Below are 19,012 nucleotides of genomic sequence, written 5' to 3' on the forward strand. Positions count from 1 at the left end.
ACGGGCGGGGCCGAGGAAAGGTGACCGATGGACCGGGACGAGGTGCTGGCGGCGCGGTTCGAGGCCGAGCGGGGGCGGCTGCGGGCGGTCGCCCAGCGGATGCTCGGGTCGACGGGGGAGGCGGAGGAGGCCGTCCAGGAGGCATGGCTGCGGCTGGACCGGGCCGGCCCGGACGAGGTGGACAACCTGCCGGGCTGGCTGACCACGGTGGTGTCGCGGATCTGCCTGGACGTGCTGCGGGCCCGCGCGGTGCGCCGTGAGCAGGCGGCCGGCGACGCGCTGCCGGACGGCCTGCCGGATCCGGCGGCCGGCGCGGGGGCCGAGGGAGCGGATCCGGAGCGGGAGGCGCTGCTGGTCGACTCGGTGGGCCGGGCGCTGCTGGTCGTGCTGGATCGGCTGGGGCCGGCCGAGCGGGTCGCCTTCGTGCTGCACGACGGCTTCGCGGTGCCGTTCGAGCAGATCGCGCCGATCGTCGGCCGGAGCCCGGCGGCCGCCAAGAAGCTGGCCAGCCGGGCCCGGCAGCGGGTGCGCGGGGCGGCCGCGCTGCCGCCGGAGCGGCTGGCCGGGCACCGGCGGGTGGTGGAGGCGTTCCTGTCCGCCGCCCGGGGCGGGGACCTGGCCGCGCTGCTGGCGGTGCTGGCGCCGGACGTGGTGCGCCGGGCCGATCCGGCCGCGCTGCCGGCCGGGCGTTCCCTGGTGGCCCGGGGCGCGGAGACGGTGGCCCGGGAGACGACGGTGTTCGGCCGGCGGGCCCGGTTCGGCGCGGTGGCGCTGGTGGACGGGGTGCCGGGGATCGTGATCGCCCCGGGCGGGCGGTTGCGGCTGGTGCTGCGGGTGGCGGTGGCGGACGGCCGGGTGGCCGGCTACGAGGTGGTCGCCGACCCGGCGCGGCTGGCCGCCCTGGAGCTGGCCGTGCTGCCGGAGTGACCGGGTCGTGCCACTGGATCCGGCGGCCGTCAGCCCTCAGTCGTCAGCCCTCAGCCGTCAGCCGTCCAGGGTGTCCCGGAGCCGGCGGAACTCGGCGGCCAGCGCGTCCAGCGTGTAGTGCGCGTTGAGCCCGCTCGGGTTGGGCAGCACCCACACCGCGGTGTCGCCGATGCCCTCCGGCTGGCGGCCGATCGCGGCCCGTCGTTGCCCGAAGGCCGTCCGGTAGGCGCCGATGCCGAGCACGGCCAGGACGCGCGGGCGCAGCCGCAGCACGCGCTCGGTGAGCGCTGCGCCGCCCTCGCGCAGTTCCTCGGCGGTCAGTTCGTCGGCCTTGGCGGTGGTGCGCGGGGCGACGTTGGTGATGCCCAGGCCGAGCGCGGGCAGTTCGCCCTGCTCGTCCGGGCGGAACTGGCGCGCGGTGAAGCCGGAGCGGTGCAGGGCGGGCCAGAAGCGGTTGCCGGGGCGGGCGAAGTGGTGCCCGGTGGCGCCGGACCACAGGCCCGGGTTGATGCCGCAGAACAGCACCCGCAGTCCGGGCCCGGTGACGTCCGGGATGGTGGTGTCCTTGGCCGCCTGGAGCTGTTCGGCGGTGGGCTTCACGGGAGGGAGGGGCTGGTTCGGCACCCGGCCAAGTCTGCCCGCTCCCTGATGAGCCGGGTACGCCGGTTCCGCAGCCGGCGCAGGCCCAACACCACCACCGCCGCGTACGCCCAGCCCGCGAAGATGTCCACGATGAAGTGCTCGGCGCCGTACACCAGGGTGAACGCCATCGCGAGCGGATACGCGACCAGCAGTGCCCGCAGCCAGGGGCGGGCCGTCGGCCAGAAGAAGAACAGCAGCATCGCCGGGTAGGCGGAGTGCAGCGAGGGCATCGCGGCGACGTCGTTGGCGAACTGGCTGCCGTTCTCGACCAGCGAGTTGGCCTGCGGCAGCCCGCTGGTGGAGATCACGTCCCACACGACCCGGGTGAGCCCCGGCAGGTGGCCCTCCTGGGCGACCAGCCACGGCGGGTCGGCCGGGTAGAGCAGGTACGTGGCGAAGCCGGCGAAGGTGAGCAGCAGGTAGCAGGCGAGCAGTTGGCGGAACCGGTCGTGCCGGCGCCGCCAGAGCACCGCGAGCAGGACGAAGACCAGGAAGAAGTGCGAGAGGTAGACGACGGTCGCCGCGTAGTCGTACCAGTGCGGCGAGCCGGGCGTCCACAGCGCGTGCTGGAGCCGGACGGTCCAGGTCTCGCCGAAGCCGAGCACCTCGTCGGCGCGCAGTTGCGGCAGCCAGTGCGGGGCCCACGGGGTGTGCGCGCCGTAGCCGCGCAGCAGCGAGTACGTCCAGACCGCGGCCATCACCGGCACCCAGTCGCGCAGCACCAGCAGGAAGCCGCGGCGGCCGTGCCCGCTGTGCACGGCCGCCGTCAGCAGGGCACCGATCAGCCACAGGAACACCACGTCGTTGGCGAAGGCCATGCCCTGGGTGCGCAGGAACCAGACGAGCGCGGTCAGGTAGACCGGCCAGGCCAGCAGCCGGAGTCTCGACAGACCGGTACGACGGGGGCGGGCGGTCAGGGGTCGCAGTCGCCCGGCCCGCGCCGGGGTGGGCGGGGCCGGGCTGAGCAGCTTGGTCATGCTCACCGAAACTACCAACGCAAACTTGGAGGACGCTGGGTGAACCATGACTGCCTCGTAAGAAAATCGCACAGCCGGGCTGCCGTTCTGACGGCGGAGCAGCGGGGTGACGGCCCCGTCATGAGACGAAGCCCAGCTCGTGCGGGGTGTAGTCCTCGGTGGTGAAGGGTCGAGGCACGGTCGGGTCCTCCTCGAAAGCCGGGCGGGCTACTTGCGGACGGTGTCCTGCAAGTTGAGGTCGTCGATCTTGTCCTGGATCTCGGCGAGCCTGCCCGGGCAGTACACCGAGAGCACGACCGCCTCGGCCCGCACCGCGTCGCGGTCGGACAGCACCGGCCGTTGGCCCGGCCCGTCGGCGCCGTTGGACATGCCGGACGTCCACTGCGCCTGGGTCAGCGCGTTCGACGGGTTCGCGCAGACGGCGCCGCCGTCCTCGCCCAGGGTGTGCACGATCTGGTCCCGCGCGGGCACCGGATAGCCGGCCGAACCCAGCGCCCGGGCGAGCTGTCCGGCCTTGCGGTCGGCCTGGTCGGTGGCGTGCAGCCGGGTGAACGAGAGCAGGCCGGTGATCAGCATCGCGACCAGCAGCCCGATCGCCCCGAGGTAGATCCAGCGGTGCCGGGAGGCCATCAGGCTCGTGGTCATGCCGCACCGCCCGCGGCGCCGCGCAGCTCGGCCGACTCCTGCGCGGCCAGCTCCGCCGCCGCCTCCGGGGAGCGCCAGCCGGGCTTGCGCAGCCGCAGGAACAGGTACGGGACCAGCAGGCCGAGGACCAGCAGACCGCCGCCGACGATCCCGATGTACGTCCAGACGCTGCCGCTGCCGAACTGCGAGGACGGTACGAAGCCGATCGCCATCGCGCACGCCGAGGCGAGCAGCCCGACCACGCAGATCGGCACCAGCGCCGGGGCCCGGTAGCCGCGCGGGTGGTCCGGCCGGGTGCGGCGCAGCCGGATCGCGGCGGTGAACATCAGCAGGTAGACGATCAGGTACACCTGCGTGGTGATCACCGAGAAGATCCAGTACGCGCTGGAGACGTTCGGGATCAGCGCGTACAGCAGGGCGATCGCCGTGGTGACCACACCCTGGGCGACCAGCAGGTTCTGCTGGACGCCCTCCCGGTTCAGCTTCTGCAGGAACGGCGGCAGGTAGCCCTCCTGCCGGGAGATCATCAACAGGCCCTTGGACGGCCCGGCCAGCCAGGTCAGCATGCCGCCGAGCGAGGCCGAGATCAGCGCCACCGCGATCACCGGGGTGAGCCAGCCGATGTCGAAGTACTGGAAGAAGGCGTCGAAGGCCTGCATCACGCCGGCCGTCAGGCTCAGCTCGCTGGACGGCACCACCCAGCTGATCGCCAGTGCCGGCAGGATGAAGATCAGCAGCACCATCGCGGACGCGGTGAACATCGAGCGCGGGAACTCCCGCGCCGGATTGCGCAGCGAGGAGACGTGCACCGCGTTCATCTCCATGCCGGAGTAGCTGAGGAAGTTGTTGACGATCAGCACCAGGCTGGCCAGGCCGGCCCACTGCGGCAGCAGGTGCGCGGAGTCCATCGGCGCGGCGGAGCCGTTGCCCTGGCCGAGGAAGACGAAGCCGAGCACCACCAGCAGCGTGCCGGGGATCAGCGTGCCGATCACCAGGCCCATCGAGGACAGGCCGGCCACGGCCTTCGTCCCGCGCGAGGAGACCCAGACGCCGGTCCAGTACAGCACCATGATCACCACGGCGGTGTACGGGCCGTTGCTGGCCAGCCTCGGGTTCACGACGTACGCGATCGTCGATGCCACGTACGCCAGCAGCGACGGGTAGTAGAAGATCGTCATCGCGAACTGGCACCAGACGGCGAGGAAGCCCAGCGGCTTCGACAGGCCCTCCGAGACCCAGCGGTAGACGCCGCCCTCCCAGCCGGACGCCAGCTCGGCGGAGACCAGCGCGGTCGGCAGCAGGAACACCAGCGCCGGGACGAGGTAGAGGAAGACGCAGGCCAGGCCGTAGACGGCCATGGTCGGGGCGGAGCGCAGGCTGGCCACCGAACTCGTGGTCATCAGGGCGAGCGTCAGCCAGGACATCCGGGGGGCGGTGACCACCCGGGCGGCCACCGAGCCGGTCCGCTCGCGGGTGGTCGGGGCGCCGGGGCTCGCCCGGTCGCCGGGGTCTCCCTGCTCACCAGGGCTGCTCGGGTCACCAGGGTCGCTCGGGTCACCGGACCTGCTGGAACCGTCGGGGGCAGCGGCCTCGCCGGGGCCGCCCCGGCCGGGCGAGGGCGCGTCCGTGGAACCCATCTGTCCTCCTCCGGTACGGCCCCGGTCGGCTGCGCGACGCCCGGGCGGGAGGCGCCCCGCGCGCGGACGCCGCCCGGGAAGGGCCCCGGGGCGGGCCGTACCCGGCCAGTTCACCCGGTTGCCGAGGACGCCGCATGCGGCGTGCACCCGCACGGGTGAGCGACTGTCAGGGGCGGGCCGCCGGATCCTGCGGGGCCGGCCAGGCGGCGCGACGCAGCGTACGGCTCACGGTCGCGGGCAGCAGGGCGGCCGCGAGCAGGACGCTGATCGCGGTCAGTGCGACGGCGGGGGAGAGGTGGTCCAGCAGCAGGCCGCTGCCGAGCGTCCCGGCCGGCATGCCCGCGGTCAGCAGCGTCATGGTCGCCGCGATCACCCGGCCGCGGAGCTCGTCCGGCACCTGCCGGAACACCAGCAGGTCCAGCATCACCCGCAGGGCCGGAACGCCGATCCCCACCACGAACAGCGCGGCGAACACGGTGACCACCCCGCCCGGCAGCAGCGGCGCCAGCGTCACCGGCACGGCGGTCCAGGCCACCAGCAGCAGCAGGACGCCCGGCCCGGCCAGCCGGTGCAGCCGGGACACCAGGACCGTTCCGGCCAGCGCCCCGACCGCCTCGCCGGCCAGCGCCAGGCCGATCCCGGCGCTGCCCGTGCCGCCGTCCCGCAGCAGCACCATCACCGGCAGCATCAGGGCCGTCCCGGCGAGGTTGACCACCAGCAGGACGGCCAGGGCGGAGCGCAGCAGCGGGGAGGCGGCGAGCAGGCGGAACCCGGCCAGGGCGCCGCCGGACTCGGGGGCCGGCTCTGCGCCGCCCGGTTCGCGGTTCGGCTGCGCGGTGGCTTCGCCGCTCGGTTGTGCGGGGGCGGGGCGGCCGGGGAAGCGCACCACGAGCGCGGCCACCAGCGCGAGCAGGGAGGCGAGCGCGGTGCCGAGGAACGGCACCGCGCTGCCGAGCCCGTACAGGAAGCCGGCCAGCGGCGGACCGGCCAGCGCGGCCCCGGTCATCCGGGCCTCGTCCTGGGCGAGCGCCTGCGGCAGCTGCTCCGGCGCCACCACCGAGCGCAGCGCCAGCAGCCGGATCGGGCCGCTGTACGCGATGGTCGCCCCGACGGCGGCGGCGACGAGCAGCAGGTGGGCCAGGGCCAGCCGGTCGAAGGCCATGGCCACCGGGACGGTCGCCGTGACGAGCAGTCGGGCGGCGTCGGAGGCGATCAGCACCCGGCGGCGGTCGAGGCGGTCGGCGACCACACCGCCGTGGACGCCCAGCAGCAGGGTCGTGACCATCTGTACGGCCCCGAAGGCCCCGGCGGCGGTGGAGGAACCGGTGAGCGCGAGGACCAGCAGGGGGAAGGCGGTGTCGCCGATCCGCATGCCGAGCGTCGCGGCGGCCTGGCCGGCCCAGAGCGCCTGGAAGCGCAGGTTCCGTCGCAGCGGGACGGGCGGCGTGGCCGCCTCGGCCTTCGCTAGCGCCTCCTCCGCCGTCTTTGACTCGTCAGCCGCCGTTCTGTTCCCCGCCATGACCCACCCCGCCGTTCGCGCTTCCGACATCATTCACGTTGACGTGAATGATGTCGGAAGCATGATTGTTTGCGCAAGGGTGAGCGCTCACCAGAGCGTGATTGCGTGCGGCGCGGCCGATCTGCCAAGGTGGTGCCCGTGGCCGAGCACGATCTGGAACCCGCCGACGGCGGCGAGCAACCCACCACCTGGGTCAAGGAACGCCAGGTGGCCGACGTCGCCGTGCTCAAGGCGCTGGCCGACCCGTTGCGGCTGGCCATCCTCGGCGCCCTGAAATCCGGCGAGGAACGCCCGCTCACCGCCAAGGAGATCGCCGCCGCGCTCGGCGAACCGCAGACCAAGCTCTACCGGCACATCAAGCAGCTGGAGAAGGCCGGGCTGGTCATCGTGGCCGGCACCCGGCTGGTCTCCGGCATCGTCGAAAGCCGCTACGCCGCCGCGCAGGAGTCGATCCGGCTCGCCCCGGAGATGTTCACCGCCGACTCCCCGGGCCGCTCCGAGGCGTACGACGCCATCCTGGCCGCCATCGACCGGGTCCGCGGCGACTTCCGGGCCCAGGTCCTCGGCGGGCGGCTGGACTTCAGCTCGCCCCGGGACGGATCGGTCGGGCCGCCCGGCCTGTTCGTGCACTCGACGCTGCGGCTCAGCCCGGACCGGCTGATCCGGCTGCGGACCCAACTCGCCGCAGTCATCGACGAACTGAACGAGGAAGCACCCAGCACGGCCGAGGACGCGGTGGACGTGACGGTCTTCACCCTGCTCTACGGACTCCAGCCGGGCACGGAATCATAAACTCCGCGCCGACTGTCGGTGCGGTGGGACACGATGACCGGCATGTCCTATGAACTCCAGGCCCTGATAGGAACATTCGAGCTGCTGGCGGTGGCCGCGGCAGAAACCTCGGCGGCCCGGGTGGTGCCGCTGGCGCAGGGGCTGGCCCTGATACCGGTCACCCCCGCGGTGCTCTCCGCCCTCCAGACCGACGGCGGCTCGACGAAGCCCGCCGAGGCGGCCGGCTTCGGCTGGCACCCGGGCGGCTTCGAACTCCGGTTGGCCGCCTGGTCCAAGGCGGGCCCGATCGCCTGCGTCGAGGCCGAGTACTTCGGCGGCAGCGGCACCCAGCGCGCCGCCGTCTGGGAGGACGGCCGGATCGTCCTCGGCCCTCTCACCAAGGGCGAGTTCGAACCCTTCCCGCCCGAGGGCTCCCCGATCTCCCGCGCCCTGCGGCGGATCGGCGCCCGTACCGAGGCCGGCCGGGCGGACGAGTTCGAGTCCGTCGGCCTGTCCGCCCACCGCGGCACCAGCGGCTGGGCGGCCGGCGACTGACCTGTCGTCGGGTGGCTCATCGTCGGCCAGCTGCCGCGCGCCGTTCGGCGTAACTGCGGTGGCTGCGTCAGGAATGCTGCCCCACCGTGTGGAGCAGGCGATCCCGCCTGCCTCGCACTTGAGAGGAAGCAGTACCCATGCGTGCCACCCGGATGGTCGCCGCGCTGATCGCGGCCCTCGCGCTGACCGTGGTCACCACGGCGTCCGCCGCCGGCCACGAAGCCACGGCCCCGCGCACCACCGTCGCCTCCGCCCCGAACCCCGCCGCCATCCCGGTGCCCGCCGACCTGGCGGCTGCCGCCCCGCTCCTGCCGGCGGACCTGGCCCTGCCCGCCGACCTGACCCCGCCGGCCATCCCGGTGCCCGCCGCCCCGGCCCCGCCCGCGACCCCGGACCCGAGCACGGCCCTCGGGGCTCTCGGCGACGTCATCAACCAGATCACCGGCCTGCTCGCGGAGACCACGTCCACCACCCCCGACCCCGCAGCCGTCCAGCAGCTCGTCGCCACCCTTCAGGCCACCCTGCAGAGCCTGATCGCCCAGCTCCCGGCCGCCCCGACGGCGACCGCCCCGACCCGGGCCAAGACCTCCGGCCCGGCCACCCTGCTGGACCAGCTCGCCACCCTGCGCGCCCAGGCCCAAGCCCTCGCCACGGCCACCCACCCCCACCCCGCCGCCGGCTGACCCCACCCACGCGAAAGGCCCCGCCCCCTGGAGCTCAAACTCCCGGGGGCGGGGCCCTGCCGCACAACCCTCCAGGGGTCAGCGGTAGTTCACGTACTGGATCGCGAAGTCCAGGTCCTTGCCCTTGAGCAGGGCCTGCACGGTCTGCAGGTCGTCGCGGCTCTTCGAACTGACCCGCAGCTCGTCGCCCTGGACCTGAGCCTTGACGCCCTTCGGGCCCTCGTCACGGATGATCTTCGCGACCTTCTTGGCATCCTCCGTGGAGATGCCCTCCTTGATGTCCGCGAAGATCTTGTACTCCTTGCCGGACAGCTGCGGCTCACCGGCGTCCAGGGCCTTGAGCGACAGTCCGCGCTTGATGAACTTGCCCTGTAGGACGTCCAGGATGGCCTTCACGCGCTCCTCGCCGTTGGCCTTCATCTCGATCTTCTCGCCGGAGCGGCTGATCTCGCCGCCGACGCCCTTGAAGTCGAAACGGGTGGCGATCTCACGGGAGGTCTGGTTGATCGCGTTGTCGACCTCCTGCCACTCGACCTTCGAGACGATGTCGAAACTGGAGTCGGCCATGGGTGTTGGTCTCCTTGATGTTCTGGCTTCACTGGCACGGCCTGCCCCACCGGGCGTCCGCCTCCCCAGCCTATCCAGCGGCACCCCGCCCCCGCCCCCGACAGCCACGCCGTGGCCCTTGATCATCACGTGACCTATCGAGTGGCGGAGCACCCCCCGGCATCAGGTATTGTTTACGAAGTCGAACGGGGCGTACGCCCCGGGGGACAAGATCCTGGCTGGTTGCCCGAGCGGCCAAAGGGAGCAGACTGTAAATCTGCCGCGCAAGCTACGCAGGTTCGAACCCTGCACCAGCCACAGGATAGAGAAGGGCCCGTGATCTGCGGAAACGCAGATTGCGGGCCCTTCTTCGTTTTCTTGAAGCGAGGAACGAGCGGCACCCCATTTGAGCGGCTTGTCTCACTCTGTTCCGCCCGAATCCCAGCGCTGATCAGCGCATACGGACCAGCTGCGGACCAGGACCCAGGGCCGGCGGCGCCGGACGGTTCCGGTTGAGCCGCTTCGAGATCAACTCGTTCGCGTACTCGACGGTGCCGTGCAGGCACTTCGCGTAGACCCGCAGCATGACGGCCACGCCTCCGTCGGGCCGACTCCGGAGTTCAGCCCGAGCGAGATCCCCGCGTGCCGCAGGTCGTACGGCCGCTTGCCGAGCTTCGTCGCGCAGTCGGCCGGCGCCAGCACCTCGGCCCGGGCCCGCTGCCAGACGGCCCCTCTAGACCCGGATGACTCTCGCCCCCGTATCAGCAGGTCGGCAGCTCTCTGCGGGCCTCGATCCTCATGAAGAAGCCGGGCTTCGAGACCGGTGACTCCCCTCCGGCCCTGAACTGGCGAAGCACTTCGGCATGGCGCGCGGCACGATGGACAAGACGCTCGACCCGCTCCGCGCCGAGGGGCTGATCGTGACCCGGCAGGGGAGCGGCTCGTTCGTGCGGGAGCGCACTTCCCGGCCGGTCGGGCTGCGGCCTCACCTCGAAGCGGCCTTCGAGTAGCAGCAGGTGACCCTCGACTTCGCCGGGTTCTACAGCGAGACCCTTCACAACGCGCTGCAGGAGCCGCTCGACAAGGTCCGCTCCGGTCGGCTGGCGCCGGAGTCCATCACGGTCCGGCTGCTGCTGCCGGACACCACGGCGCCCATGGCGGTGCCGGTCCTGGTCGACGGGCTCCAGGACGAGGCGGCCCTCCGGCAGCGTGCCCGCAACATCGCCCTGATGAACGGCGGCGGCATCGCCACTCGGTGGAGGTGCTGGCCGAGTTGGGCCTCGTCCAGAAGGCGAGCGTTCAGGTCAAGGTGCACCGGGCGTCCAGCCTGTTCAAGCTGTACATCCTGAACCGGTCGGAGGCGTTCTTCGGCTTCTACCCGCTCCGCGAACGCACCGTGACGATCGACGACACCGACCACACCTTCTACGACGTCACCGGCAAGGACACCACCCTGTTCCACCACGCCGCCGGCCCGGACGACGCCTCGCTCGGATCGCAGTACGTCCAGCAGGCCCAGATGCGGTTCGACAGCGTGTGGAGCACGATCTCCTACGAGCGGCAGCCATGACCGCCACCCCCCAGCAACTCGCCGACGTGCTGCGGCCGGTGAAGCACGTACTCCTCGACTTCGACGGCCCGGTGTGCTCAGTCTTCGCTGGCCTCCCCGCCCCGGAGGTCGCGCGGCGACTCCGCGAGAGCCTGCTCACCGCTGGCGAGCAGGCCCCGGCTGGCGCGGAGAAGGAGACCGACTCACTCGCCTTGCTCCGGCTGATCTCAGACGCCCGACCCGAGCTCACGGAAAGCACGGACGCCGAGTTGGCCGCGCTGGAGACCGAAGCCGTTCGGGTAGCCCGCCCGACCCCGGGCGGAGAATCGGTCCTGCGCGCTGCTGCCCGCTCCGGTCGCCTGGTGTCCGTGGTCAGCAACAACGCGGGCGCGGCCATTGAGGCTTACCTCACCGAGCACGGCCTCAGCGACTACGTGGCCGGCATCTTCGGCCGTACCCCGGGCGATCCCTCCTCCATGAAGCCGAGCCCGCGCCTCCTGCTCGAAGCCATGGCGGCTGCGGGTACTGGGCCGGAGTGCTGCATTTTCATCGGCGACGCGGCTCGCGATGTCGAGGCCGGTACGGCTGCTGGAGTCGCGACGATCGGCTACGCCAACAAGCCTGGGAAGGACGTCAAGCTGGCCGCCGCTGGCGCCGTGGTGACTGTGGCTTCCTTGGGGCTCATTGTCGACGCTCTAGGCTGAACGTCAGCGCAGCGCGCGCCGGACTTCGTGGTGCCCAGGGCGCTGGCCCTGCCGCTGGTGAGGAGACGCAGAAGGCCCCGACTCCTTGGAGCCGGGGCCTCGCGGTTGGGCGGTTGTTCACTGGCCGGGCTACCACCCCCGGCGACAATCCGCCATGCTTCAGCGTCGAACCCGCCAAGGTGCAACAACGTCAGCTCGTCCATTCAACAATGAAGTGTGGCACTTTTTTCCATAGATCTATGGATTGAAAGGAAGACCACACGTCTGAATCCATAGATCTATGGAAAAAGCCGCAAGCATGGGAGATCTTCTCCATAGAGATGCGGATTCGGCAAGGGGGGATTGGCACCGTCAAGGAGCGACCGTCTACCGTTGTAGCAGCGGCAGTAGCTGACACGTCATCCGATCGGATCGGGCCCACCAACCCGAACTGGGAAGGCATGTGTCGGACTGTCAGAACCCGCCATCAACTGCAACAACGTCAGAGAGGAACACCTTCCTTCGTGTTCTCCGGCCAGGCGCCGGCCGCGCTGCCTGTCGTGCTGATCTTCTTCAGTGCGACGGCGGCGGCGGCCTATGCCATCAAGACGCTAGCTCGCAACCCCACCAGGCTTGCCGTCGTCATCTCCGCCCTCGCGGCCTTGATTACTGCGTTGCCGCCTGTGATCAAGGAGTTCAACGGGGCACCCAGTTCGGCCTCCACTGTCGACTCCAGCCGTGTTCTGGGTCGCACCGTCAGGGGCATTGGGTGCTCAGGGGTTCATGCCGATCTGCAGACACCTCCCGTGGTGGGCGTCGAATGAGCCTTCCGCCCGCCCCGCCCGTCGACAACGAGCAACCTCTCGGTCGTCGAGTGCGGCGGGTGCCATCCTGGGTTGAGGACCTCGCCGAAACTCTGCCCAGTCATTCATTCTTCCGGCGTATTCGCTCCGATCAGCGAAGCGCATTCGGTCGGACGTCGGCGCTCTACCGATTCGCCCCCGGTGATATTCTGAGTGGCTTCGATAACCGCCCGGGCGAGCGTGGATTCGCCGTTGCCTTGATCTTTGAGGGATGGGTGACCGAGGCCGTCGACTACCCGGATGGGACCGAAGGGACGGCACTTCGAGGGCCGGGTGACCTTGTAGGAGATAGTGTACTTTTCAATCCGAGGAACACATTCCTGGCGCGAGCTCTTACACATTGCACGGCTGCGATCATGCCGGCCTCGGCATTTCGAGGGTTCCTCCAGACCTACCCTGGATCGATGGAGGTCCTCTGTGGCGTATTGACCTCACGCCTCCAAGCTCTGCAGCTGCAATATGAGCTGACGGGCCAGCCCGCCAGTCGAAGGGTGAACCGGCTCCTTCTGGACCTGAGTTTCCATAGCTACAGAACGGACGGTATCCGGATCATCTCCGGGCTCTCGCAGAGCGATCTGGCCAACGTGCTGAAGCTCAGCCGACCAGCTATCGAAAACCAGATCTCGGTTCTCAAGAAGGCTGGAATTATCTCCGTTGGGCGAAAGCAGATCATCGTCATAAAGCCTGAAAAGTTGGGGCAGGAGTACGAGTCGGAGATTGAGGAGGAGCAGCTAGATCCCCAGCTGGAGCCGACAGATGACAGGTCCCATATCGCCGTCCTGGTGAGGGGTGGAGGCCTGCGGATTATCCTTTCGCGGGAATTCCAGCAAGCGCCGGCCGGATGGGATCGAGCTCTCTCTCACTCTGGATCGCAAAAGCAATGTCGAATGATGTTCGGCATGCTAATGAAGGAGCTTGAGATCACCCCGGTTCGTAGCGGCCATAATTTCATTGGGGAGGTCCATGGAACTTCCATCGAGGCAGTGACTAGAATCCTGGCTAGGGTCACTTCCTCGATAGGAATCAATTGAATCCACAAGAAACATTATCGTCACCATTCCTGCGATGGGCCTAGGTTCTGTGGGGGCTCTCGGGTCGATCGCCTAGCGCCCCCGCCGTGGCCTGAAAAGTGAATTGTTGCCGATTCTCTCCCAGCCTTGGCTGTAGCTCGGCAGGCCCCGCAGCGAGTTTGCTGCGGGGGCTGCGCTCTTTGCGGGGTGTGTGGCGTCGGTAGGTACTGGGTGGTGATTACTCAGATCGCCACGTTGGTGGGTGTCCTGCTGGGGGCGATCACCTCGTTCGTGGCCATCGGGTGGGCGGAGCGGGCCAAGCATCGGCGGTTGATGGCCGCGCGGTGGGACGAGCGGAAGCTCGACACTTACGTGCAGTACGCGACCTGTGTGAAGGAGATTGCTGCGGTGGCCAAGCGGGCTGTCGACGCCGAGGCGGGGTCGACGGCGCGGGCGGATTTCCTGGCCACGATGGAGCAGGCGGAGATTCAGCGGTCGGCGCTCTTCGAGACGCTCGTCCTGCTCGCGAGTCCGGCCGCTGCGGCGGTGGCGAAGGCGGTGAACGCCGCGCTGTGGGAGTCCGAGATCGCGGCCCGCGGGCACGCCGGCGTGCCCGACGGCTCCGTCCTGATCGAGTTGCTCAACGCTTACCACTCGCAGGCCCGGCTCGACCTCGGCGTTGGCAACCCGGCTGGCGGAGCGTGATCAGGAACACAGAAGGGCCGGTCCGGGCAGCGGAGAGCGCTGCCCGGACCGGCCCGTCGGGTGTGTGGGGGAGTGGGGCCGGGAGAGGTCGTCGAGACCTTGATCCGGACCAGGGGCGGACCAGATCCGGTCCGTGAGCGAGGGTTGCCTGGTCTGAGCGTGCCTGGCTAGCGGCCTGTAGATCTGCCGCGTGAGCTGCGCAGGTTCGAAGCCTGCACCAGCCACGGGATGGAGAACAGCCCCCGATCTGCGGAGACGCGGATCGGGGGCTGTTGTTGTTTTCCCGTCGCGTGAGGGGCGCGGCGCCGCCGGGCGCACTTATTGCGCATTGCTTGCAATTACGGGCAGCAGGCAGCAGAGTGGGTGCGGGGGTGGGTGGGGCCGTTCAGCGTGATTGTGGTGGTGTCCCGGGTGTGCGTAGGGCGCGCCGGGGGTTCTTCGCAAGAGCTGGTCGTCTTCCCAACCGGCGCCCGCCGGGACAGCGGCCCACCCATCCCCGCCACCGCCCCCCGCCATGAGCTCTCCCGCGGTGCGTCAAGGGCCCGTCAATGGTTCCTGGGGTGGCGTCAGGAATGCGTAGGGGTCGGGGGAAGGGCAGGGGTGCGGCCCGCAGGATCGGAGGAACTACCGATCGCGGAGGTTCCGTCCGATGTCCAGCGCCATCACCACCCCGGCCGTCATGGCTGAACCCGAGCCGCCGGACGCCGGTGCGGGCGACGAGCGGCACCGGCTGAGTGCGCTGGGCGGTCTGGCGGCGCTGTCGTTGGATGCCATGGCCTCGGTCGCGTACGGGCCGGAGTCGATCGTGCTGGTGCTGGCCGCGGCCGGGGCGTACGGGCTGGGCTTCACGCTGCCGGTGACGGTGGCGATCGCGGTGCTGCTGGGTGTGCTGGTGGCGTCGTACCGGCAGGTGATCGCGGCGTTCCCGGACGGCGGCGGCGCGTACGCGGTGGCGAAGGAGCACCTGGGCCGGCGGACGGCGCTGACGGCGGCCGCCTCGCTGGTGATCGACTACATCCTGAACGTGGCGGTCTCGGTGACGGCGGGGGTGGCGGCGCTGACTTCGGCGGTGCCGAGCCTGTACGACGACCGGGTCTGGCTGTGCCTGGGCGTGCTGGCCCTGGTGACGGCGGTGAACCTGCGCGGGATCGCCGAGTCGGCGCGCTGGTTCATGGCGCCGACGGCGGTCTTCGTGGTGTCGATCCTGGCGATCATCGTGGTCGGCTTGTTCCGGGACGGCCCGGCGAGCACCGAGGCCGCCGCGGGCCACGCCTCGACGCTGGCCGAGAACGCCACGACCGTCGGTGCGCTGCTGCTGCTCAAGGCGTTCGCGGCCGGGTGTTCGGCGCTGACCGGGGTGGAGGCGGTGGCGAACGCCGTCCCGTCGTTCCGGACCCCGCGGGTGAGGCGGGCGCAGCACACCGAGGTGGCGCTCGGCGCCCTGCTCGGCGTGATGCTGATCGGGCTGGCCGTGCTGATCGGCCGTTTCCACCTCCAGCCGGTGGAGGGCGTCACGGTGCTGGCCCAGCTCGCCGACGCCTCGCTCGGCCACGGCGCCGCGTTCTACGTCGTCCAGTTCGCCACCGTGGTGCTGCTTGGGCTGGCCGCGAACACCTCTTTCGGCGGGCTGCCGGTGCTGCTGCACCTGCTCGCCCGGGACAACCACCTGCCGCACGTGTTCGCGCTGCGGGCCGACCGCCAGGTGCACCGGCACGGGGTGCTGTTCCTCGCCCTGGTGTCGGCGGCGCTGCTGGTCGGCTCGGGCGGGGACGTGAACAGCCTGGTGCCGCTGTTCTCGATCGGCGTGTTCGTCGGGTTCACGATCTGTCAGGTCGGCATGGTCCGGCACTGGTCCGTGCACCGGCCGGCCGGTTGGGTGTGGAAGGCCGCGCTGAACGGGTTCGGCGCGCTGCTCACCGGGGTCGCGACGGTGGTGGTGACCGGCACCAAGTTCACCGAGGGCGCCTGGGGCATCGTGGTGGCGCTGCCGCTGCTGGTGGTGCTGTTCGAGGCGGTGCACCGCAGCTACGGGCTGATCGGCGAGCGGCTGGAGCTGGGCCGGGTGCCGGGCGCGGTGACCCGCCAGCGCAGCCTGGTCGTCGTGCCGGTGACGGCCATCACCCGACTGACCCGGGACGGCCTGTCGGCGGCGCTGTCGCTCGGCGACGAGGTCCTGGCGGTGACGGTGGTGCACGAGCAGTCCGAGGCGGAGGCGCTGCGGCGGGACTGGGAGCTGTGGCAGCCGGGCGTGCCGCTGGTGGAGATCCCGGAGGACCGCCGCCGGCTGGGCCAGCCGATCGCCGCGTTCGTGAACCGGCTCGGCGAGGAGCACGCCTACGACCGGCTGACGGTGCTGATCCCGGAGGTGGAGCCGGCCCGCTGGTGGCAGCGGGCGCTGCAGAACCGGCGTGGCGCCGTGATCGATCGTGCGCTGCGCCGGCACACGGACGCGGTGGTCTGCCGGCTGCGGATGCGGATGTGACCCGGGCCGGTGCGGCCGAGGTGTCGGGCGGCCTGGCGGGGCTTCCGGGGAGGCGCCCCGGTGGGCGTCCACACCCTGGACGCCTGATAACAACCTGGCATCTTGACGCGGTCTTAACGGGGCACTCTTGACGCCCTCGATACGCCCGGCGCTCACCCGCCTGCAGCGGCTCTGACCTGCGGGAAGGCCTTTGATCTGGTGGGTGCCGGGCGATCTCCACAACGAATTCCGTTGCGTTTTCCCGACCTAACCTCACATTTGTGTTCAACGTGCCCCAGGCGCTCAAGCGCCTCGTCATCGGCCGGGCCATGCGCAGCGAGGAGCTCGGCGAGACGCTGCTGCCCAAGCGGCTGGCGCTGCCGATCTTCGCCTCCGACCCGCTCTCCTCGGTCGCCTACGCGACCCAGGAGATCCTGCTGGTGCTCACCGTCGGTGGCGCCGCCTTCCTCTACCTGACCCCGTGGGTCGCGGCCGGTGTGGTCGCGCTGATGGCGGTCGTGGTGATGTCCTACCGCCAGGTGGTGCACGCCTACCCGAGCGGCGGCGGCTCGTACGAGGTGGTGTCCCGCAACCTCGGCGCCAACTCCGGTCTGGTGGTGGCCGCCTCGCTGCTGGTCGACTACGTGATGACGGTCGCGGTGTCGGTGGCCTCCGGGGTGGACAACATCATCTCGGCGGTGCCCTCGCTGGCCGGTCACCGGGTCTGGCTGGCGCTGGGCTTCGTGCTGCTGCTGATGGCGGTGAACCTGCGCGGTGTCCGGGAGTCCGGCAAGGCCTTCGCCGCGCCGACGTACCTGTTCATCGGCGGCATCCTGCTGATGGTGGTCACCGGGCTGGTCCGGGTCGCGCTCGGCGACGCGCCGGTGGCGTCCAGCGCCTCGTACGGGATCCTCCCGGAGGAGGGCAAGGACACGGTGGCCGGCCTCGGTCTGCTGATGCTGGGCCTGCGGGCGTTCGCCTCCGGCTGTACGGCGCTGACCGGGGTGGAGGCGATCTCCAACGGCGTCCCGGCGTTCCGGGCGCCGAAGGCGAGGAACGCCGCGCGCACCATGGCCGTGATGGGCACCACGGCCGTGGTGATGTTCGCCGGCATCACCGCCCTCGCGCTGATCGCCAAGGTGCACATCACCGAGGGCGGCGCCTGCCGGCTGACCGGCTTCCCCGGCGACTGTGCGAGCACGCCCCAGCAGACCGTGATCGCCCAGCTCGCGGCGGCGATCTTCGGCGGCGACCACAGCGTGCTGTTCTACGCGATCCAGGCGGTCACCGCGCTGGTGCTGATCCTGGCCGCCAACACCGCCTTCAACGGCTTCCCGCTGCTGGCGTCGATCCTGGCCGAGCACCGCTACCTGCCCCGGCAGATGCACACCCGCGGGGACCGGCTGGCCTTCTCCAACGGCATCATCGCGCTCGCGGTGGTGGCCGGCGGGCTGCTCTGGCTGTACGACGCGAACGTCACCAGCCTGATCCACCTGTACATCCTGGGCGTCTTCACCTCCTTCACGCTGTCCCAGATCGGCATGGTCCGGCACTGGAACAGGGCGCTGGCCACCGAGACCGATCCGGCGGTGCGCCGCTCGGCGCTGCGCTCCCGGGTGATCAACGCCTTCGGCGCGGTCGTCACCGCACTGGTGCTGGTGATCGTGCTGCTCACCAAGTTCACCCAGGGCGCCTGGCTGGCCGTGGTCGCCGCGCTGGTGCTGTGGCTGATGATGCGCGGCATCCGCCGGCACTACGACGGCGTCGCCGCCGAGCTGGCGGTGGACGACCCGGAGGCCGAGTCGGCGCGGCCCGCCCGGGTGCACGGGATCGTGCTGGTGTCCAAGCTGCACAAGCCGACGCTGCGGGCGCTCGGCTACGCGGAGGCGTTCCGACCGGACTCGCTGGAGGCGCTGACGGTGGCGGTGGAGCCGGAGGCCACCGGGGAGTTGGAGCGGCAGTGGACGGAGGCCGGCGTCCGGGTGCCGCTGAAGGTGCTGGACTCGCCGTACCGGGAGATCACCAAGCCGGTGCTGGCGTACGTGCGGGAGCACCGCCGGGACAGCCCCCGGGAGGCGGTCGCCGTGTTCATCCCGGAGTACGTGGTCGGCCGCTGGTGGGAGCACCTGCTGCACAACCAGTCGGCGCTGTGGCTGAAGAGCCGGCTGCTGTTCACGGCGGGCGTGATGGTGATCAGCGTGCCGTGGCAGCTGACCTCCTCCGGGCGCGCGGGCGGCCCGTCGCGCCGGGCGCCCGGCGCGGTGCGCCGGGGCGAGCCGGCCCCGGGGAGCGGGTACGAGCGGCTCCCGGCGCCGGAGAAGGTCTGACCGGAGCAGTAGCCGCCCTCCGGGCCCCCGCCGGCCCGCCCGCACGAAGCCCGCAGGAGTCCGCACCCCCACCCGCACCCCCATCCGTACGGAAGCCCCGGAATCCCGGGGCTTCCGGCGTTCCGGCGCCGGGCCGATCACGGCCTGATGACGACGGTCACGGCCCGGTGAAGCGGGCGTCAAGGTCGCGTCAACGTCCCGCAGTCACCCGTATGGAGGGCGTCAGGGAGCCATAACGCGCCTCTGACGGCTGCTTTGCTGCATCTGCCGGTCGTCCGCCGGCGCCGCGCGAAGCCCCCGGCCCGCCCGCGGCAGTCTCCCGAACCGCTCTGGTGGAGCCCATGTCCGATCTCATCTACGTCGGTGTCACGGTCGCCGTGTTCGCCGTCATCGCCCTGATCGCGCGGGGGGTGGAGAAGCTGTGAGCGCGGAGAACATCGCAGGTCTGATCGTGGCCGTCGCGCTCGTCGGCTATCTCGTCGTGGCGCTGATCTTCCCGGAGAAGTTCTGAC

General features: G+C 70.8%; 20 protein-coding genes and 1 tRNA gene. 14 read left to right on the forward strand and 7 right to left on the reverse strand.

Annotated elements, in window-relative coordinates; genetic code table 11:
* Nucleotides 1-27 precede the first annotated feature (27 nt).
* The gene (locus ACFVHI_RS28485; RefSeq protein ID WP_380344107.1) at nt 28-927 is read left to right on the forward strand and encodes a sigma-70 family RNA polymerase sigma factor; all 900 of its coding nucleotides are present in this window, start codon (nt 28-30) and stop codon (nt 925-927) included.
* A 57-nt stretch (nt 928-984) separates the two neighbouring features.
* On the opposite strand, the gene mug is transcribed toward ACFVHI_RS28485, so the two are convergent.
* The 5 genes from mug to ACFVHI_RS28510 form a co-directional block, all read right to left on the reverse strand.
* The gene (mug, locus tag ACFVHI_RS28490; protein ID WP_063351322.1) at nt 985-1,527 is read right to left on the reverse strand and encodes a G/U mismatch-specific DNA glycosylase; all 543 of its coding nucleotides are present in this window, start codon (nt 1,525-1,527) and stop codon (nt 985-987) included.
* Nucleotides 1,524-2,546 carry a phosphatase PAP2 family protein gene (locus ACFVHI_RS28495; protein ID WP_063348911.1) on the reverse strand — a complete coding sequence of 341 codons (1,023 nt, stop codon included), beginning with the start codon at nt 2,544-2,546 and terminating at the stop codon, nt 1,524-1,526. Before ACFVHI_RS28495 ends, mug begins: the two co-directional genes overlap by 4 nt.
* A 207-nt stretch (nt 2,547-2,753) precedes the next feature.
* A complete protein-coding gene (locus tag ACFVHI_RS28500) occupies nt 2,754-3,191 on the reverse strand; it encodes a hypothetical protein (RefSeq protein WP_380344110.1) in 438 nt (145 codons plus the stop codon).
* Nucleotides 3,188-4,615 carry an APC family permease gene (locus tag ACFVHI_RS28505; RefSeq protein WP_380344146.1) on the reverse strand — a complete coding sequence of 476 codons (1,428 nt, stop codon included), beginning with the start codon at nt 4,613-4,615 and terminating at the stop codon, nt 3,188-3,190. The genes ACFVHI_RS28500 and ACFVHI_RS28505 overlap by 4 nt, the downstream gene beginning before the upstream one ends.
* Before the next feature lie 379 nt (nt 4,616-4,994).
* Nucleotides 4,995-6,347, reverse strand: a complete 1,353-nt coding sequence (locus ACFVHI_RS28510; protein ID WP_380344111.1) for an MFS transporter — start codon at nt 6,345-6,347, stop codon at nt 4,995-4,997.
* 138 nt (nt 6,348-6,485) lie between these two features.
* Here ACFVHI_RS28510 and ACFVHI_RS28515 point away from each other — a divergent pair, with 138 nt between their 5' ends.
* The 3 genes from ACFVHI_RS28515 (at nt 6,486) to ACFVHI_RS28525 (ending at nt 8,356) form a co-directional block, all read left to right on the forward strand.
* Entirely contained in the window at nt 6,486-7,139 is a 654-nt protein-coding gene (locus ACFVHI_RS28515) for a transcriptional regulator (RefSeq protein WP_159398490.1), read from the forward strand.
* A 42-nt stretch (nt 7,140-7,181) separates the two neighbouring features.
* On the forward strand, nt 7,182-7,673 hold the full coding sequence (locus ACFVHI_RS28520; protein ID WP_380344114.1) for a hypothetical protein: 492 nt from the start codon (nt 7,182-7,184) through the stop codon (nt 7,671-7,673).
* A 137-nt stretch (nt 7,674-7,810) separates the two neighbouring features.
* Nucleotides 7,811-8,356 carry a hypothetical protein gene (locus ACFVHI_RS28525; RefSeq protein ID WP_380344117.1) on the forward strand — a complete coding sequence of 182 codons (546 nt, stop codon included), beginning with the start codon at nt 7,811-7,813 and terminating at the stop codon, nt 8,354-8,356.
* A gap of 78 nt (nt 8,357-8,434) precedes the next feature.
* Here ACFVHI_RS28525 and ACFVHI_RS28530 read toward each other — a convergent pair whose 3' ends face one another.
* Complete coding sequence (locus tag ACFVHI_RS28530) at nt 8,435-8,923, reverse strand: YajQ family cyclic di-GMP-binding protein (RefSeq protein WP_063348915.1); 489 nt, start codon at nt 8,921-8,923, stop codon at nt 8,435-8,437.
* Between the two features lie 216 nt (nt 8,924-9,139).
* Here ACFVHI_RS28530 and ACFVHI_RS28535 point away from each other — a divergent pair.
* Nucleotides 9,140-9,220: transfer RNA gene (locus tag ACFVHI_RS28535), tRNA-Tyr, on the forward strand.
* Between the two features lie 133 nt (nt 9,221-9,353).
* Here ACFVHI_RS28535 and ACFVHI_RS28540 read toward each other — a convergent pair.
* Complete coding sequence (locus tag ACFVHI_RS28540) at nt 9,354-9,497, reverse strand: hypothetical protein (protein ID WP_363374999.1); 144 nt, start codon at nt 9,495-9,497, stop codon at nt 9,354-9,356.
* Between the two features lie 268 nt (nt 9,498-9,765).
* Between ACFVHI_RS28540 and ACFVHI_RS28545 the strand changes: the two genes are divergently transcribed.
* The 9 genes from ACFVHI_RS28545 (at nt 9,766) to kdpF (ending at nt 19,011) form a co-directional block, all read left to right on the forward strand.
* The gene (locus ACFVHI_RS28545; RefSeq protein ID WP_380344122.1) at nt 9,766-9,912 is read left to right on the forward strand and encodes a hypothetical protein; all 147 of its coding nucleotides are present in this window, start codon (nt 9,766-9,768) and stop codon (nt 9,910-9,912) included.
* Between the two features lie 245 nt (nt 9,913-10,157).
* Complete coding sequence (locus ACFVHI_RS28550; protein WP_380344124.1) at nt 10,158-10,472, forward strand: hypothetical protein; 315 nt, start codon at nt 10,158-10,160, stop codon at nt 10,470-10,472.
* Nucleotides 10,469-11,155, forward strand: a complete 687-nt coding sequence (locus ACFVHI_RS28555) for an HAD family hydrolase (RefSeq protein WP_380344127.1) — start codon at nt 10,469-10,471, stop codon at nt 11,153-11,155. Before ACFVHI_RS28550 ends, ACFVHI_RS28555 begins: the two co-directional genes overlap by 4 nt.
* 503 nt (nt 11,156-11,658) lie before the next feature.
* Complete coding sequence (locus ACFVHI_RS28560; protein WP_380344129.1) at nt 11,659-11,958, forward strand: hypothetical protein; 300 nt, start codon at nt 11,659-11,661, stop codon at nt 11,956-11,958.
* Entirely contained in the window at nt 11,955-13,028 is a 1,074-nt protein-coding gene (locus ACFVHI_RS28565) for a Crp/Fnr family transcriptional regulator (RefSeq protein ID WP_380344132.1), read from the forward strand. Before ACFVHI_RS28560 ends, ACFVHI_RS28565 begins: the two co-directional genes overlap by 4 nt.
* A 213-nt stretch (nt 13,029-13,241) precedes the next feature.
* A complete protein-coding gene (locus ACFVHI_RS28570; RefSeq protein WP_380344135.1) occupies nt 13,242-13,712 on the forward strand; it encodes a hypothetical protein in 471 nt (156 codons plus the stop codon).
* A gap of 649 nt (nt 13,713-14,361) precedes the next feature.
* Nucleotides 14,362-16,194: an APC family permease gene (locus tag ACFVHI_RS28575; protein ID WP_380344137.1), complete on the forward strand. Its 1,833-nt coding sequence runs from the start codon at nt 14,362-14,364 to the stop codon at nt 16,192-16,194.
* A 308-nt stretch (nt 16,195-16,502) separates the two neighbouring features.
* Nucleotides 16,503-18,500 carry an APC family permease gene (locus ACFVHI_RS28580; RefSeq protein ID WP_363369411.1) on the forward strand — a complete coding sequence of 666 codons (1,998 nt, stop codon included), beginning with the start codon at nt 16,503-16,505 and terminating at the stop codon, nt 18,498-18,500.
* Between the two features lie 421 nt (nt 18,501-18,921).
* A complete protein-coding gene (kdpF, locus tag ACFVHI_RS28585; protein ID WP_037971201.1) occupies nt 18,922-19,011 on the forward strand; it encodes a K(+)-transporting ATPase subunit F in 90 nt (29 codons plus the stop codon).
* The last annotated feature ends 1 nt before the right edge of the window (nt 19,012 follow it).

The sequence above is a fragment of the Kitasatospora sp. NPDC127121 genome (assembly GCF_042677305.1).
In the GTDB taxonomy this organism is placed as follows: Bacteria; Actinomycetota; Actinomycetes; order Streptomycetales; family Streptomycetaceae; genus Kitasatospora.